Source organism: Burkholderia pyrrocinia (assembly GCF_018417535.1).
Lineage (GTDB): Bacteria > Pseudomonadota > Gammaproteobacteria > Burkholderiales > Burkholderiaceae > Burkholderia > Burkholderia pyrrocinia_E.
The window spans coordinates 574,983-588,922 of record NZ_CP070977.1; the positions used below are offsets into that span (position 1 = coordinate 574,983).

At 66.3% G+C, this 13,940-nt stretch carries 14 protein-coding genes; 13 read left to right on the forward strand and 1 reads right to left on the reverse strand.

Features of this window, described 5'->3' with window-relative positions; genetic code table 11:
• Nucleotides 1-73 precede the first annotated feature (73 nt).
• The 13 genes from frr to JYG32_RS02700 all read left to right on the forward strand — a co-directional run bounded on the left by frr (nt 74) and on the right by JYG32_RS02700 (nt 12,969).
• Nucleotides 74-634 carry a ribosome recycling factor gene (gene frr / locus JYG32_RS02640; RefSeq protein ID WP_174382395.1) on the forward strand — a complete coding sequence of 187 codons (561 nt, stop codon included), beginning with the start codon at nt 74-76 and terminating at the stop codon, nt 632-634.
• A 47-nt stretch (nt 635-681) separates the two neighbouring features.
• Nucleotides 682-1,464 (forward strand): polyprenyl diphosphate synthase, encoded by a 783-nt coding sequence (gene uppS, locus JYG32_RS02645; RefSeq protein ID WP_174382394.1) that lies wholly within the window; start codon nt 682-684, stop codon nt 1,462-1,464.
• Nucleotides 1,458-2,279 (forward strand): phosphatidate cytidylyltransferase, encoded by an 822-nt coding sequence (locus JYG32_RS02650; protein ID WP_213264553.1) that lies wholly within the window; start codon nt 1,458-1,460, stop codon nt 2,277-2,279. The genes uppS and JYG32_RS02650 overlap by 7 nt, the downstream gene beginning before the upstream one ends.
• A gap of 15 nt (nt 2,280-2,294) precedes the next feature.
• Nucleotides 2,295-3,491 (forward strand): 1-deoxy-D-xylulose-5-phosphate reductoisomerase, encoded by a 1,197-nt coding sequence (locus JYG32_RS02655; RefSeq protein ID WP_213264554.1) that lies wholly within the window; start codon nt 2,295-2,297, stop codon nt 3,489-3,491.
• Between the two features lie 11 nt (nt 3,492-3,502).
• Complete coding sequence (gene rseP / locus JYG32_RS02660) at nt 3,503-4,873, forward strand: RIP metalloprotease RseP (RefSeq protein WP_174382391.1); 1,371 nt, start codon at nt 3,503-3,505, stop codon at nt 4,871-4,873.
• Nucleotides 4,874-4,934: 61 nt separating this feature from the next.
• On the forward strand, nt 4,935-7,244 hold the full coding sequence (gene bamA, locus JYG32_RS02665) for an outer membrane protein assembly factor BamA (RefSeq protein ID WP_174382390.1): 2,310 nt from the start codon (nt 4,935-4,937) through the stop codon (nt 7,242-7,244).
• A gap of 64 nt (nt 7,245-7,308) precedes the next feature.
• The gene (locus JYG32_RS02670) at nt 7,309-7,806 is read left to right on the forward strand and encodes an OmpH family outer membrane protein (protein WP_048248617.1); all 498 of its coding nucleotides are present in this window, start codon (nt 7,309-7,311) and stop codon (nt 7,804-7,806) included.
• 16 nt (nt 7,807-7,822) lie between these two features.
• The gene (lpxD, locus tag JYG32_RS02675) at nt 7,823-8,932 is read left to right on the forward strand and encodes a UDP-3-O-(3-hydroxymyristoyl)glucosamine N-acyltransferase (RefSeq protein WP_213264555.1); all 1,110 of its coding nucleotides are present in this window, start codon (nt 7,823-7,825) and stop codon (nt 8,930-8,932) included.
• 129 nt (nt 8,933-9,061) lie between these two features.
• On the forward strand, nt 9,062-9,529 hold the full coding sequence (gene fabZ / locus JYG32_RS02680) for a 3-hydroxyacyl-ACP dehydratase FabZ (protein ID WP_017331951.1): 468 nt from the start codon (nt 9,062-9,064) through the stop codon (nt 9,527-9,529).
• Nucleotides 9,530-9,587: 58 nt separating this feature from the next.
• Nucleotides 9,588-10,376, forward strand: a complete 789-nt coding sequence (lpxA, locus tag JYG32_RS02685; RefSeq protein WP_174382388.1) for an acyl-ACP--UDP-N-acetylglucosamine O-acyltransferase — start codon at nt 9,588-9,590, stop codon at nt 10,374-10,376.
• A 3-nt stretch (nt 10,377-10,379) separates the two neighbouring features.
• The gene (gene lpxB, locus JYG32_RS02690; RefSeq protein WP_047900999.1) at nt 10,380-11,549 is read left to right on the forward strand and encodes a lipid-A-disaccharide synthase; all 1,170 of its coding nucleotides are present in this window, start codon (nt 10,380-10,382) and stop codon (nt 11,547-11,549) included.
• Nucleotides 11,546-12,190, forward strand: a complete 645-nt coding sequence (gene rnhB / locus JYG32_RS02695; protein ID WP_174382386.1) for a ribonuclease HII — start codon at nt 11,546-11,548, stop codon at nt 12,188-12,190. Before lpxB ends, rnhB begins: the two co-directional genes overlap by 4 nt.
• Nucleotides 12,187-12,969: a TrmH family RNA methyltransferase gene (locus JYG32_RS02700; RefSeq protein ID WP_174382385.1), complete on the forward strand. Its 783-nt coding sequence runs from the start codon at nt 12,187-12,189 to the stop codon at nt 12,967-12,969. The genes rnhB and JYG32_RS02700 overlap by 4 nt, the downstream gene beginning before the upstream one ends.
• A 99-nt stretch (nt 12,970-13,068) precedes the next feature.
• Here JYG32_RS02700 and ppsR read toward each other — a convergent pair whose 3' ends face one another.
• Nucleotides 13,069-13,884: a posphoenolpyruvate synthetase regulatory kinase/phosphorylase PpsR gene (gene ppsR, locus JYG32_RS02705; protein WP_174382384.1), complete on the reverse strand. Its 816-nt coding sequence runs from the start codon at nt 13,882-13,884 to the stop codon at nt 13,069-13,071.
• Nucleotides 13,885-13,940: the final 56 nt, after the last annotated feature.

A 13,940-nucleotide genomic window follows, 5' to 3' on the forward strand; every position in this document is an offset into this window, starting at 1 on the left:
GTTGGCCGCGGTGCGCAAGATGCGCCGGGCAAGGGCCCGCGTTCTTTGAAGGTTTGAAGGTTCGGAGGTTGAAATGAGTGTCGCTGATACCAAGAAGGGCGTCGAGCAAAAGATGCAGCGCTCGATCGAAGCGTTCAAGAACGATCTGGCAAAGATCCGTACGGGCCGTGCACATACCGGTCTGCTCGATCACGTGCAGGTCGACTACTACGGGTCGATGGTGCCGATCTCGCAGGTCGCGAACCTGACGCTCGTCGACGCACGCACGATCGGCGTGCAGCCGTGGGAAAAGAACATGGTGGCGAAGGTCGAGAAGGCCATTCGCGAAGCCGATCTCGGCCTGAACCCGGCAACGTCCGGCGACCAGATCCGCGTGCCGATGCCCGCGCTGACCGAAGAGCGCCGCCGCGAGCTGACCAAGGTCGTCAAGAGCGAAGGCGAAACGGCCAAGGTCGCGATCCGCAACCTGCGCCGCGACGCGAACGAAGCGCTCAAGAAGCTCGTGAAGGACAAGGAAATCTCGGAAGACGACGAGCGCCGTGCGAGCGACGACGTGCAGAAGCTGACCGACAAGCACGTCGCCGAAATCGACAAGCTCGTGCAGAGCAAGGAAGCCGAGATCATGACGGTCTGACGACCGTCCTCGCGCGCCGCCTTCTTCCCGCAACTGTCTCAACGGCCATGACCTATACCAGCTCTACCGTTCGCGTGCCTGACGTCGGCGTCGTGCCGCGTCACATCGCGATCATCATGGACGGCAACGGCCGTTGGGCAACCGAACGCCGCTTGCCGCGCGTCGCGGGGCATACCCGCGGCGTCGATGCCGTGCGGGCGGTGGTCGAAGGCTGCGCGCGCGCCGGCGTCGAATACCTGACGCTGTTCGCGTTCAGTTCGGAAAACTGGCGCCGGCCGAACGACGAAGTGTCGTTCCTGATGCGGCTCTTCATCACCGCGCTCGAGCGCGAGGTGGGCAAGCTGCATGCAAACGGGATCCGCCTGCGTGTCGTCGGCGATCTCGAGCGCTTCGAGCCGCGTATCCGCGAACTGATTCGCCGCGCCGAAACCAAGACGGCGCGCAACACCCGTCTTACGCTCACCATCGCTGCCAACTACGGCGGCCGGTGGGACATCCTGCAGGCGACGAAGAAACTCGTCGAGCAGGCCGTGCGCGAGGGTCGCGAGGTCGAAGTGACCGAGGACGCATTCGCGCCGCACCTGGCGATGGCCTATGCGCCGGAGCCCGATCTCTTCATCCGTACAGGCGGCGAGCAGCGCGTCAGCAACTTCCTGCTGTGGCAGCTCGCGTACGCCGAATTCTATTTCACCGACAAATACTGGCCGGATTTCGACGGCGCGGCGCTGGCCGACGCGATGGCGTCGTATACCGAGCGCGAGCGCCGTTTCGGGCGCACGAGCGCGCAGCTCGAACCGCAATCGCAGGACGCCGATTCCCTTTCATGCTGAAAACCCGTGTGATCACGGCGCTCGTGATGCTGGCAGTGCTGCTGCCGGTGACGCTGTTCGCGCCGCTCGCCGCGTTCGGCGCGCTGATCGGCGTCGTGCTCGTGTTCGCTGCGTGGGAATGGGCGCGCCTGCTGAAGCTCGGCGGCGCCGGCCCGGTCGTCTATGCGATCGTCGCGGCGCTCGCGCTGGCGGCCACCACGCCGCTCGGCATCGATGCCGCCGCATCCCGTCCCCTTTTCATGGCGGCCGGCATGTTCTGGCTGCTGGTCGGCCCGTTCGCGCTGCGGCGCAAGCCCGATCTCGCCGGCGGCGTCTGGCGGCCATTCCTGCTGGCGGCCGGGCTGATCGTGTTCGCGGCCTGCTGGCATGCGCTCGTCGCGGCGCGCGCGCAGGGCGTGCCGTTCGTGCTGTCGCTGCTGCTGGTCGTCTGGCTGGCCGATATCGGCGCATACTTCGCGGGCAAGGCGTTCGGAAAGCGTAAACTGGCCATTACGATCAGCCCCGGCAAGAGCTGGGAAGGCGCGATCGGCGGCTGGCTGGCGGTGATGGTCGTCGCCGGTGTCGCGATCGCCGCGCACGTGTTCGAGCCGACCCTGTTTTCCGCATTCGCCGTGCGCTACGGAATGCCCGGTGCGTGGGCCGCGCTGACGCTGCTGGTCGCGTACAGCGTGATCGGCGACCTGTTCGAGTCGCTGCTGAAGCGGCAGGCCGGTGTGAAGGATTCGAGCGGACTGCTGCCCGGCCATGGCGGCGTGCTCGACCGTGTCGACGCGCTGCTGCCGGTGCTGCCGCTTGCGATGCTGCTGCTTGGTTAAACCATTAATTCTGTTATGCAAAAACGTCTGACATTGCTCGGTTCCACGGGCTCGATCGGAGACAGCACGCTCGACGTGGTCGCGCGCCATCCCGAACGATTCTCGGTCTACGCGCTGACCGCGCACCGCAACGGCGACAAGCTCGTCGAGCAGTGTCTGCGCTTCGCGCCTGAAGTGGCGGTGGTCGGCGATGCCGCGACGGCCGCGCACGTCGACGCGAAACTGCGCGCGGCGGGCAGCAGGACGACCGTGCTGCACGGGCCGCAGGCACTTGTCGACGTGTCGAAGAGCGACGGCTGCGACACGGTGGTCGCCGCGATCGTCGGCGCGGCCGGCCTGGCGCCGAGCCTCGCGGCCGCGCGTGCCGGCAAGCGGATCCTGCTCGCGAACAAGGAAGCGCTCGTGATGTCGGGCGCGATCTTCATGGACGCCGTGCGCGACCATGGCGCGATCCTGCTGCCGGTCGACAGCGAACACAACGCGATCTTCCAGTGCATGCCGCGCGACGCGGCCGAGCACGGCGGGATCTCGAAGATCATCCTGACCGCATCGGGCGGCCCGTTCCGTACGCGCGAGCCGGCCACGCTCGTCGACGTGACGCCGGACGAGGCGTGCAAGCACCCGAACTGGGTGATGGGCCGCAAGATCTCGGTCGATTCCGCGACGATGATGAACAAGGGTCTTGAGGTGATCGAGGCGCACTGGATCTTCGGGCTGCCGGGCGACCGGATCGACGTGCTGATCCATCCGCAGAGCGTGATCCACTCGCTCGTGTCGTACCGCGACGGCTCGGTGCTCGCGCAGCTCGGCAACCCCGACATGCGCACGCCGATCGCGCACGCGCTCGCGTTTCCCGATCGCGTCGATGCGGGCGTCGACCAGCTCGACCTTGCGCAGATCGCGCAGTTGTCGTTCGAGAAGCCCGATTACGCGCGCTTCCCGTGCCTCGCGCTCGCGCTGAAGGCGCTTGAGGAAGGCGGCATCGCGAGCGCCGCATTGAACGCGGCGAACGAGGTTGCGGTCGAAGCGTTTCTCGAGCGCCGGATCGGCTTCATGGCGATCGCGTCGACGGTCGACGCAGTACTCAACGCGCTGCCGAACCGTGCGCCCGACGGGCTCGAAGACGTCCTGGCGGCGGATGCCGAGGCACGTCGCCTCGCCGCCGCGATTATTGCGAAAGCGCCTGCGCCACGCGTGGAGCGCACTGTTTGAATGGAGTGCTCATGAACGTGCTGGTCGAACTGATCGCGTTTGCGGTGGCGATCGGGGTGCTGGTCGTCGTGCATGAGTACGGACATTATCGTGTCGCGCGCTGGTGCGGCGTGAAGGTGTTGCGTTTCTCGATCGGCTTCGGCCAGCCCGTTGCGCGCTGGGTCAGCCGCAGGACGGGCACCGAGTGGACGCTGTCCGCGCTGCCGCTCGGCGGCTACGTGAAGATGCTCGACGAGCGCGATCCGGGCCCCGGCGTCAAGCCGGAGGAGCTCGGCCAGGCGTTCAACCGGCAGTCGGTCTACAAGCGCATCGCGATCGTCGCGGCCGGGCCGATCGCGAACTTCCTGTTGGCAATCGTGCTGTTTGCCGTCGTATTTGCCACTGGCGTGACCGAGCCGGTCGCGATCGTCGCGCCGCCGGCCGCCGGCACCGTGGCGGCCCGTGCTGGCTTCGACGGCAGCGAGACGATCGTGTCGATCCGCAACGCGCCGGCCGGCGAGTCGGAGCCGGTGCGGTCATGGTCGGACCTGCGCTGGAAGTTGCTGTCGGCCGCGTTCGATCATCGCGAGATCGTGCTCGGCGCGCGCGACGGCGGCGCGACGTTCGATTTCCGCGTCGACCTCCGCAATGTTCCCGAAAGTCAGCTCGACGACGATTTCATGGCGCACCTGGGCTTCGAGACCGGCGGCGGCCCGCTGTCGGTCGCGTCGGTGCAGCCCGGCAGCGCGGCGGAGCAGGCGGGCCTGAAGGCCGGCGACAAGCTGGTCGCGCTCGACGGCAAGCCGATCGGCGGTGCGACGCGCTTCATCGATTTCATCAAGCACCATGCGGGCAAGGCGCTCGACCTGCGGATCGAGCGCAACGGCGCCGCGCAGACGGTATCGATCGTGCCGCAGGTGCAGCGCGACGACGAATCGGGGCAGCAGGTCGGCCGCATCGGCGCGGCGCTGGCGATGCAGACGCCGTCCGTCGACGTGCGCTACGGGCCGATCGAGAGCCTGCGGCTCGGCGTGCGCCGCACGTGGGACATCTCCGTGTATTCGCTGCGGATGTTCGGGCGGATGATCACGGGCAATGCGTCGCTGAAGAATCTATCCGGCCCCGTGACGATCGCCGACTACGCGGGCAAGAGCGCGCGGCTCGGTCCGTCGGCGTTCCTGTCGTTCCTCGCCCTTGTCAGCATTAGCCTTGGCGTCCTGAACTTGTTGCCGATTCCCGTTTTGGACGGGGGGCATCTGTTATATTATGCGGTTGAAGCCGCGACCGGGAAAGCCGTCTCGGAGCGCTGGCAACTGATTCTGCAAAGAGCCGGGTTGATCTGCATCGTTGCGTTGTCGGCGATCGCGCTGTTCAACGACCTGGCTCGGTTAATCCATTTCTGAAGCGTCAGGCGGCCGCCGCTGGGCAGCCGCCCGATTTGATGCAGCTAAATATTGGGGATGCATGTTGTTCAAACCTCATCGCTTTGTACCTAAGACAGTTGCAGCGGCCGCGCTCGCCGCTCACGGCCTCGCGGCGCATGCAGCGGCACCGTTCGTGGTGCAAGACATCAAGATCGAGGGGCTGCAGCGCGTCGAAGCGGGTTCGGTGTTCGCCTATCTGCCGATCAAGCAGGGCGACACCTTCACGGACGACAAGGCATCCGAAGCAATCCGCGCGTTGTACGCGACGGGCTTTTTCAACGACGTGCGCATCGCCACGCAGGGCAACGTCGTGGTCGTGCAGGTGCAGGAGCGTCCGGCCATCGCGTCGATCGACTTCACCGGCACGAAGGAATTCGACAAGGACAACCTGACGAAGGCGCTGCGCGCAGTCGGTCTCGCCGATGGCCGCTACTACGACAAGGCGCTCGTCGACAAGGCGGAGCAGGAGCTCAAGCGCCAGTACCTGACGCGCGGCTTCTATGCGGCCGAGGTCAAGACGACGGTCACGCCGGTCGACGCGAACCGCGTGTCGATCCTGTTCGCGGTGGCCGAAGGCCCGAGCGCGAAGATCCGCCAGATCAACTTCATCGGCAACAAGGCGTTCAGCACCAGCACGCTGCGCGACGAGATGCAGCTGTCGACGCCGAACTGGTTCTCGTGGTACACGAAGAACGATCTGTACTCGAAGGAAAAGCTGACGGGCGACCTCGAGGCCGTGCGCTCGTACTACCTGAACCGCGGTTACCTCGAGTTCAACATCGAGTCGACCCAGGTGTCGATCTCGCCCGACAAGAAGGACATGTACCTGACGGTCACGCTGCACGAAGGCGAGCCGTACACGGTGTCGGGCATCAAGCTGTCGGGCAACCTGCTCGACCGCGAGGCCGAACTCAACAAGCTGATCAAGATCAAGCCGGGCGACCGCTTCTCGGCCGAAAAGCTGCAGCAAACCACCAAGTCGATCGTCGACAAGCTCGGTGAATACGGCTACGCATTCGCGGCCGTCAACGCGCAGCCGGACATCGACCAGGCGAACCACAAGGTGAACCTGAACCTCGTCGTCGATCCGAGCCGCCGCGTGTACGTGCGCCGCATCAACGTCGTCGGCAACACGCGTACGCGCGACGAAGTGGTGCGTCGCGAAATGCGCCAGCTCGAAAGCTCGTGGTTCGATTCGAACCGTCTCGCGCTGTCGAAGGACCGCGTGAACCGTCTCGGCTACTTCACCAACGTCGATGTGACGACGGTGCCGGTCGAAGGCACGAACGACCAGGTCGACGTGAACGTGAAGGTCGACGAAAAGCCGACCGGTGCGATCACGCTGGGCGCCGGCTTTTCGTCGACGGACAAGGTCGTGCTGTCGGCCGGCGTGTCGCAGGACAACGTGTTCGGTTCGGGCACGAGCCTGTCGGTGAACGTCAACACCGCGAAGAGCTACCGCACGCTGACCGTCACGCAGGTCGACCCGTACTTCACGGTCGACGGCATCAAGCGGATCACGGACGTCTACTACCGCACGTACCAGCCGCTTTACTATTCGACGAGTTCGAGCTTCCGGATCATCAGCGCCGGCGGCAACCTGAAGTTCGGCATTCCGTTCTCGGAAGTCGACACCGTCTACTTCGGCGCGGGCTTCGAGCAGAACCGCCTCGACGTCGATTCGAACACGCCGCAGAGCTACCAGGATTACGTGAACCAGTTCGGCCGTGTGTCGAACACGGTGCCGCTGACCGTCGCATGGTCGCGCGACGCGCGTGACAGCGCGCTGATCCCGAGCCGCGGCTACTTCACGCAGGCGAACATGGAGTACGGCGTGCCGGTCGGCAAGATCCAGTACTACAAGGCCGACCTGCAGGCGCAATACTACTATTCGTTCTCGCGCGGCTTCATCCTGGGCCTGAACCTGCAGGGCGGCTACGGTAACGGTATCGGCAACCCGTACCCGATCTTCAAGAACTACTACGCGGGCGGTATCGGCTCCGTGCGTGGCTACGAGCCGAGCTCGCTGGGCCCGCGCGACACGAAGACGAACGACCCGATCGGCGGGTCGAAGATGCTGGTCGGCAACATCGAGCTGACGTTCCCGCTGCCGGGCACCGGCTACGACCGCACGCTGCGCGTGTTCACGTTCCTCGACGGCGGTAACGTGTGGGGCAATGCGCCGGGCGGCACGAGTACGGGCGCCAACGGCCTGCGTTACGGCTACGGTGTGGGTCTCGCGTGGATCTCGCCGATCGGCCCGCTGAAGCTGAGCCTCGGCTTCCCGCTGCAGAAGCACGAAGGCGACCAGTACCAGAAATTCCAGTTCCAGATCGGGACGGCGTTCTGACCGAACGCATGACAACAGCAACGAGAGGGTAATTTTGCTAACCGGTAAGTTTTCGAAACGAGTGATGTGCGCGCTGACCGTTGCGCTGGCCTTGGGCGCGGCGACGGTGCACGCACAGGACGTCGCCCGCATCGCGGCGGTCAATTCGGATCGGATCCTGCGCGAGTCCGCGCCCGCGAAAGCGGCGCAGACGAAGCTCGAAGCCGAGTTCGCGAAGCGCGACAAGGATCTGCAGGATCTGGCGGCGCGTCTGAAGTCGATGTCCGATTCGCTCGACAAGAACGGCACGTCGCTGTCGGCGGCCGATCGCGCGCAGAAGCAGCGCGATCTCGCCCAGCTCGACACCGATTTCCAGCGCAAGCAGCGCGAGTTCCGCGAAGACCTGAACCAGCGTCGCAATGAGGAGCTGGCGGCCGTGCTGGAGCGGGCGAACAAGGTCATCAAGCAGATCGCCGAGCAGCAGAACTACGACCTGATCGTGCAGGAAGCCGTGTACGTCAGCCCGCGCATCGACATCACCGACAAGGTGCTCAAGGCGCTCGCGTCCGGCTCGACGAACTGAACGGAGCAGACGACGAATGGCATTGACGCTTGAGGAACTCGTAAAGCGGTTCGGCGGCGAGATCGCCGGCGACGCACAGTGCAAGGTGAGCGGGCTCGCACCGCTCGACCAGGCCGGCCCTCAGCAACTCGCGTTCCTCGCGAATCCGAAGTACCTGTCGCAGGTCGAGTCGACCCGCGCGGGCGCGGTGCTGATCGCACCGAAGGATCTCGAAAAGCTGGGCGCGGCCGCAACTGGCCGGACGGCCGGCCCCCGGATGGCCGGCCCCCGCAATTTCATCGTGACGCCGAATCCGTACGCGTACTTTGCGCGCGTCGCGCAGTTGTTCATCGACCTGGCCGCGCCGCCGCGCGCCGTCGGCGTACATCCGAGCGCGACGATCGATCCGGCCGCGACAGTCGCCGCGAGCGCGGTGATCGGCCCGCACGTGACGGTCGAGGCCGGCGCGGTGATCGAGGACGGCGTGCAGCTCGACGCGAACGTCTTCGTCGGCCGCGGCACGAAGATCGGCGCGGGCTCGCATCTTTATCCGAACGCATCGGTGTACCACGGCTGCAAGGTCGGCCCGCGCGCGATCATCCACTCGGGCGCGGTGATCGGCTCCGACGGCTTCGGCTTTGCGCCGGATTTCGTCGGCGACGGCGACGCGCGCACCGGCAGCTGGGTCAAGATCCCGCAGGTCGGCGGCGTATCGATCGGCCCGGACGTCGAGATCGGCGCAAACACGACGATCGATCGCGGCGCGATGGCGGATACCGTCATCGAGGAAGGCGTGAAGATCGACAACCAGGTGCAGATCGGCCACAACTGCCGGATCGGCGCCTATACGGTGATCGCCGGCAGCGCGGGCATCGCGGGCAGCACGACGATCGGCCGCCACTGCATGATCGGCGGGGCGGCCGGGATCGCCGGCCACGTGACGCTCGGCGACTATGTCATCATCACCGCGAAGTCGGGCGTATCGAAGTCGCTGCCGAAAGCCGGCATCTATACCAGCGCGTTTCCGGCCGTCGACCACGGCGAATGGAACAAGAGCGCCGCGCTCGTGCGCAACCTCGACAAGCTGCGCGACCGTATCAAGGCGCTCGAAGCCACGCTCGCCGCCCAGGGCGGCACGGACGCCTGAGCGCACCATGCGAGACCACCAACCGGGCACGGCCAGCGCAACCGGCCCGGTTTGCCAGACTGGGCCGCGCGGCGGCCCGCTTCAGCCTTTGCATCACCACCGCGCAGCCTCTGCGTGAGACGAACCATCATGAGCACTGAAAAAATCAATCTCGACATCCACAAGATCCTCACGCTGCTGCCGCATCGCTACCCGATTCTGCTCGTCGATCGCGTGCTCGAACTCGAACCGCACAAAGGGATCAAAGCGCTGAAGAACGTGTCGATCAACGAGCCGTTTTTTCAGGGGCACTTCCCGAAGCGGCCGGTGATGCCGGGCGTGCTGATCCTCGAGGCGCTCGCGCAGGCCGCGGCGCTGCTGACCTTCGCGGAAGAGCAGCCGAAGGATCCGGAAAACACGCTGTACTACTTCGTCGGGATCGACGGCGCGCGCTTCAAGCGCGTGGTCGAACCGGGCGACCAACTGATTCTGAACGTGACGTTCGAACGCTACATCCGCGGCATCTGGAAATTCAAGGCGGTGGCTGAAGTGGACGGCAAGGTGGCGGCGGAAGCCGAGCTGATGTGCACGGTCAAGACGACCGACGCGGCGCCCTGAGCGACGCGGCACGCATGGGCAACGCAACGCGACACATCACATCGAGAGGCAACGGCGCATGACCAGGATTCATCCCACCGCGATTGTCGAACCGGGCGCGCAGATCGACGAATCGGTCGAGATCGGCCCGTACGCGATCGTCGGCCCGCATGTCACGATCGGCGCGCGCACGACGATCGGCTCGCACAGCGTGATCGAAGGCCATACGACGCTCGGCGAGGACAACCGCATCGGCCATTACGCATCGGTCGGCGGCCGCCCTCAGGACATGAAGTACAAGGACGAGCCGACGAAGCTCGTGATCGGCAGCCGCAACACGATCCGCGAATTCACGACGATCCACACGGGCACCGTGCAGGACGTCGGCGTAACGACGCTCGGCGACGACAACTGGATCATGGCCTACGTGCACATCGGCCATGACTGCAGCGTCGGCAACCACGTGATCCTGTCGAGCAACGCGCAGATGGCCGGTCACGTCGAGATCGGCGACTGGGCGATCGTCGGCGGGATGTCTGGGGTTCACCAGTTCGTGCGCATCGGCGCGCACGCGATGCTGGGCGGCGCGTCGGCGCTCGTGCAGGACATTCCGCCGTTCGTGATCGCGGCAGGCAACAAGGCCGAGCCGCACGGGATCAACGTCGAAGGGCTGCGCCGGCGCGGCTTCTCGGCCGACGCGATCTCGGCGTTGCGCAGCGCGTACCGGCTGCTGTACAAGAACGGTCTGTCGTTCGAGGAAGCGAAGGTGCAGTTGCGCGAACTGGCGGAGGCGGGCGGCGACGGCGATGCGCCGGTGAAGGCGCTCGTCGAGTTCATCGACGCGTCGCAACGCGGCATCATCCGCTAAGCGATGCCGCTTCCGACCAATCAGCTCCGGCTCGCGATGGTGGCCGGCGAGCCGTCGGGCGACCTGCTCGCGGCGTCGCTGCTCGGCGGGCTGCGCGAGCGGCTGCCCGAATCGGCCCAGTACTACGGGATCGGCGGGCCGCGGATGATCGCGCAGGGGTTCGACTCGCACTGGCAGATGGACAAGCTGACCGTGCGCGGCTATGTCGAGGCGCTGGGCCAGATTCCCGAGATCCTGCGGATTCGCGGCGAGTTGAAGCGCCAGTTGCTCGCGGAGCGACCGGACGCGTTCATCGGCATCGATGCGCCCGACTTCAACTTCAACGTCGAACAGGCCGCGCGCGACGCGGGCATCCCGTCGATCCACTTCGTGTGCCCGTCGATCTGGGCATGGCGCGGCGGCCGGATCAAGAAGATCGCCAAGTCCGTCGACCACATGCTGTGCCTGTTCCCGTTCGAGCCCGCGATTCTCGACAAGGCAGGCGTCGCATCGACCTACGTCGGCCATCCGCTGGCCGACGAGATCCCGCTCGAGCCCGACACGCACGGCGCGCGCATCGCGCTGGGCCTGCCCGCAGACGGCCCCGTGATTGCGGTGCTGCCGGGCAGCCGGCGCTCGGAGATCGCGCTGATCGGCCCGACGTTCTTCGCGGCGATGGCGCTGATGCAGCAACGCGAGCCCGGTGTGCGGTTCGTGATGCCGGCGGCGACACCCGCGCTGCGCGAACTGCTGCAGCCGCTCGTCGACGCGCATCCGCAGCTCGCGCTGACGATCACCGACGGCCGCTCGCAGGTCGCGATGACGGCCGCCGACGCGATCCTCGTGAAGAGCGGCACCGTCACGCTGGAAGCCGCGCTGCTGAAGAAGCCGATGGTGATCTCGTACAAGGTGCCCTGGCTGACCGGGCAGATCATGCGCCGGCAGGGTTACCTGCCGTATGTCGGCTTGCCGAACATCCTGGCGGGGCGCTTCGTCGTGCCCGAGCTGCTGCAGCATTTCGCGACGCCCGAGGCGCTCGCCGATGCGACGCTCACGCAGTTGCGCGACGACGCGAATCGCCGCACGCTCACCGAAGTATTTACCGAAATGCATCTTTCGCTGCGGCAGAACACGGCCGCGAAGGCGGCCGAAGCGGTCGTGCGCGTGCTCGAACAACGCAAGGGGCGCGCATGACGGCAGTACGCGCATCGCGCCGCCGCGCGTCGAGCGACGTGCAGGGCGGCTTCGACTTCAGCCGGCCCGACGAGATCGTCTGCGGCGTCGACGAAGCCGGCCGCGGCCCGCTCGCGGGGCCGGTGGTGGCCGCCGCGGTGATCCTCGATCCGGCGCAGCCGATCGACGGGCTCGACGATTCGAAGGCGCTGTCCGCGAAGAAGCGCGACGCGCTGTACGACCTGATCGTCGCGCGTTCGCGCGCGTATTGCGTTGCGTCGGCAAGCGTCGACGAAATCGATACGCTGAACATCCTGCACGCGACGATGCTTGCGATGAAGCGGGCCGTCGAGGGCCTGTCGGTGCTGCCGACGCTCGCGCAGATCGACGGCAACCGCTGCCCGACGCTGACGGTGCGTGCCGAGGCGATCGTCAGCGGCGATGCGCTCGTGCCGAGCATCTCGGCCGCGTCGATCCTCGCGAAGGTTACGCGCGACCGCATGCTCGTCGACCTGCACGAACGCTTCCCGGTGTACGGATTCAACGTGCATGCGGGCTACGGCACCGCGAAACACCTTGCCGCGCTGCGCGAGCACGGCCCGTGCGAAGCGCACCGGCGCACGTTCGCACCGGTTCGCGCCGCACTTGACCTGATTCGATGAAAAGCATTACTTCCCGCGACAACCCGCTGTACAAGCGCCTGAAAGCGCTCGCGGGGTCGACGTCCCATCAGCGCCGCGGCGGCCAGGCGCTGCTCGAAGGATTCCATCTCGCGAGCGCGTACCTCGATACGGGCGCGACGCCCGAACTGTGCGTGGCGACCGAAGGCGCGCTCGGCCACGCAGAGGCGCAGGCGATCGTCGCGCGCGTCGATGCGCAGCGCGTCGTCACGCTGCCGGACGCACTGTTCGGCCAGTTGTCGAACGTCGTCAACGGCGTCGGTTTCCTGTTGCTCGTCGACCGGCCGGCGCAACCGCTGCCTGAGCGCGTGACGCACACGTCGGTCGTGCTCGACGGCGTGCAGGACGCCGGCAACGTCGGCTCGATCCTGCGCAGCGCCGCGGCCGCCGGCGTGCACCACGTGTTCTGTGCGCCGGGTACGGCCTACGCGTGGTCGTCGAAGGTGCTGCGTTCGGGCATGGGCGCGCATTTCCTGCTGTCGATCCACGAGGACGTCGACGCCGCGACGCTCGCCGAACGCCTCGACGTGCCAGTCGCGCTGACCGATTCGCACGGTGCGCAGGCGCTCTACGACTGCGACCTGTCGGGGCCCGTCGCATGGGTGTTCGGCAACGAGGGCGCCGGCGTATCGGCGTTCTGGCGCGACGCCGCCACGCATCGCGTGACGATTCCACAGCCGGGCGGGATGGAGTCGCTGAACGTCGCGGCCGCCGCCGCGGTATGCCTGTTCGAACAGGTGCGACAGCAGCGGCCCGCATGACGCCGCACGCGGGCATTCCCCGCACTACGAAAAAAGGCCGCGTTCGACGCGGCCTTTTTGTTTCCGGCGGCGGCCAGGTGGCCGCAAGCGCGCAGGCGCTCAGTACGACTGCCGGTCGAGACGGATTTCCTGCAGGATCGTCGTCGCGATTTCCTCGATCGACTTGTGCGTCGACGACAGCCACTTGATCCCTTCGCGGCGCATCATCGCTTCGGCCTCGTTGATCTCGTAGCGGCAGTTCTCGGGCGCCGCGTACTTGCTGCCCGGCCGCCGCTCGTTGCGGATCTCGGACAGGCGCTGCGGGTCGATCGACAGCCCGAACAGCTTTTCACGGTGCGCGGAGAGCGCCGACGGCAGCTTGCCGCGTTCGAAGTCTTCCGGAATCAGCGGATAGTTCGCGGCCTTCACGCCGTACTGCATCGCGAGATACAGGCTCGTCGGCGTCTTGCCGCTGCGCGACACGCCGACGAGGATCACGTCGGCTTCCGACAGGTTGCGGTTCGACTGGCCGTCGTCGTGCGCGAGCGAGAAGTTGATCGCCTCGATCCGCGTCTTGTATTCCTCGGTGTCCGCGTTCTGGTGGCCGCGGCCCATTGCGTGGCTCGACTTGAGCTCCAGCTCCTGCTCGAGCGGCTCGACGAAGCGCTGGAACATGTCGAGCACGAGCGCGTTCGAGCGCTTGACGATGTCGTTCGATTCGCTGTCGACGAGCGTCGTGAACACGATCGCGCGGCGGCCGTCGTGCACGGCGGCCTCGTTGATCTTCTCGACGGTCGCATAGGCCTTGTCGAGCGAGTCGACGAACGGCAAGCGCACGAGACGGAATTTCTGGTCGAACTGGGAGAGGATCGAATGCGCGAAGGTTTCGGCAGTGATCCCGGTGCCGTCGGAGACGATGAATACGGTAGGCAGCATGAATCTGGGTGTCGAACGTGAAGGGCAGTTGCGCGGGGCGGCTGGAGGTTCGCCTC

Coding starts and splice junctions, on each gene's coding strand:
- frr (WP_174382395.1), top strand. CDS start 74: ATGAGTGTCGCTGATACCAAGAAGGGCGTCGAGCAAAAGATGCAGCGC.
- uppS (WP_174382394.1), top strand. CDS start 682: ATGACCTATACCAGCTCTACCGTTCGCGTGCCTGACGTCGGCGTCGTG.
- JYG32_RS02650 (WP_213264553.1), top strand. CDS start 1,458: ATGCTGAAAACCCGTGTGATCACGGCGCTCGTGATGCTGGCAGTGCTG.
- JYG32_RS02655 (WP_213264554.1), top strand. CDS start 2,295: ATGCAAAAACGTCTGACATTGCTCGGTTCCACGGGCTCGATCGGAGAC.
- rseP (WP_174382391.1), top strand. CDS start 3,503: ATGAACGTGCTGGTCGAACTGATCGCGTTTGCGGTGGCGATCGGGGTG.
- bamA (WP_174382390.1), top strand. CDS start 4,935: ATGTTGTTCAAACCTCATCGCTTTGTACCTAAGACAGTTGCAGCGGCC.
- JYG32_RS02670 (WP_048248617.1), top strand. CDS start 7,309: ATGTGCGCGCTGACCGTTGCGCTGGCCTTGGGCGCGGCGACGGTGCAC.
- lpxD (WP_213264555.1), top strand. CDS start 7,823: ATGGCATTGACGCTTGAGGAACTCGTAAAGCGGTTCGGCGGCGAGATC.
- fabZ (WP_017331951.1), top strand. CDS start 9,062: ATGAGCACTGAAAAAATCAATCTCGACATCCACAAGATCCTCACGCTG.
- lpxA (WP_174382388.1), top strand. CDS start 9,588: ATGACCAGGATTCATCCCACCGCGATTGTCGAACCGGGCGCGCAGATC.
- lpxB (WP_047900999.1), top strand. CDS start 10,380: ATGCCGCTTCCGACCAATCAGCTCCGGCTCGCGATGGTGGCCGGCGAG.
- rnhB (WP_174382386.1), top strand. CDS start 11,546: ATGACGGCAGTACGCGCATCGCGCCGCCGCGCGTCGAGCGACGTGCAG.
- JYG32_RS02700 (WP_174382385.1), top strand. CDS start 12,187: ATGAAAAGCATTACTTCCCGCGACAACCCGCTGTACAAGCGCCTGAAA.
- ppsR (WP_174382384.1), bottom strand. CDS start 13,884: ATGCTGCCTACCGTATTCATCGTCTCCGACGGCACCGGGATCACTGCC.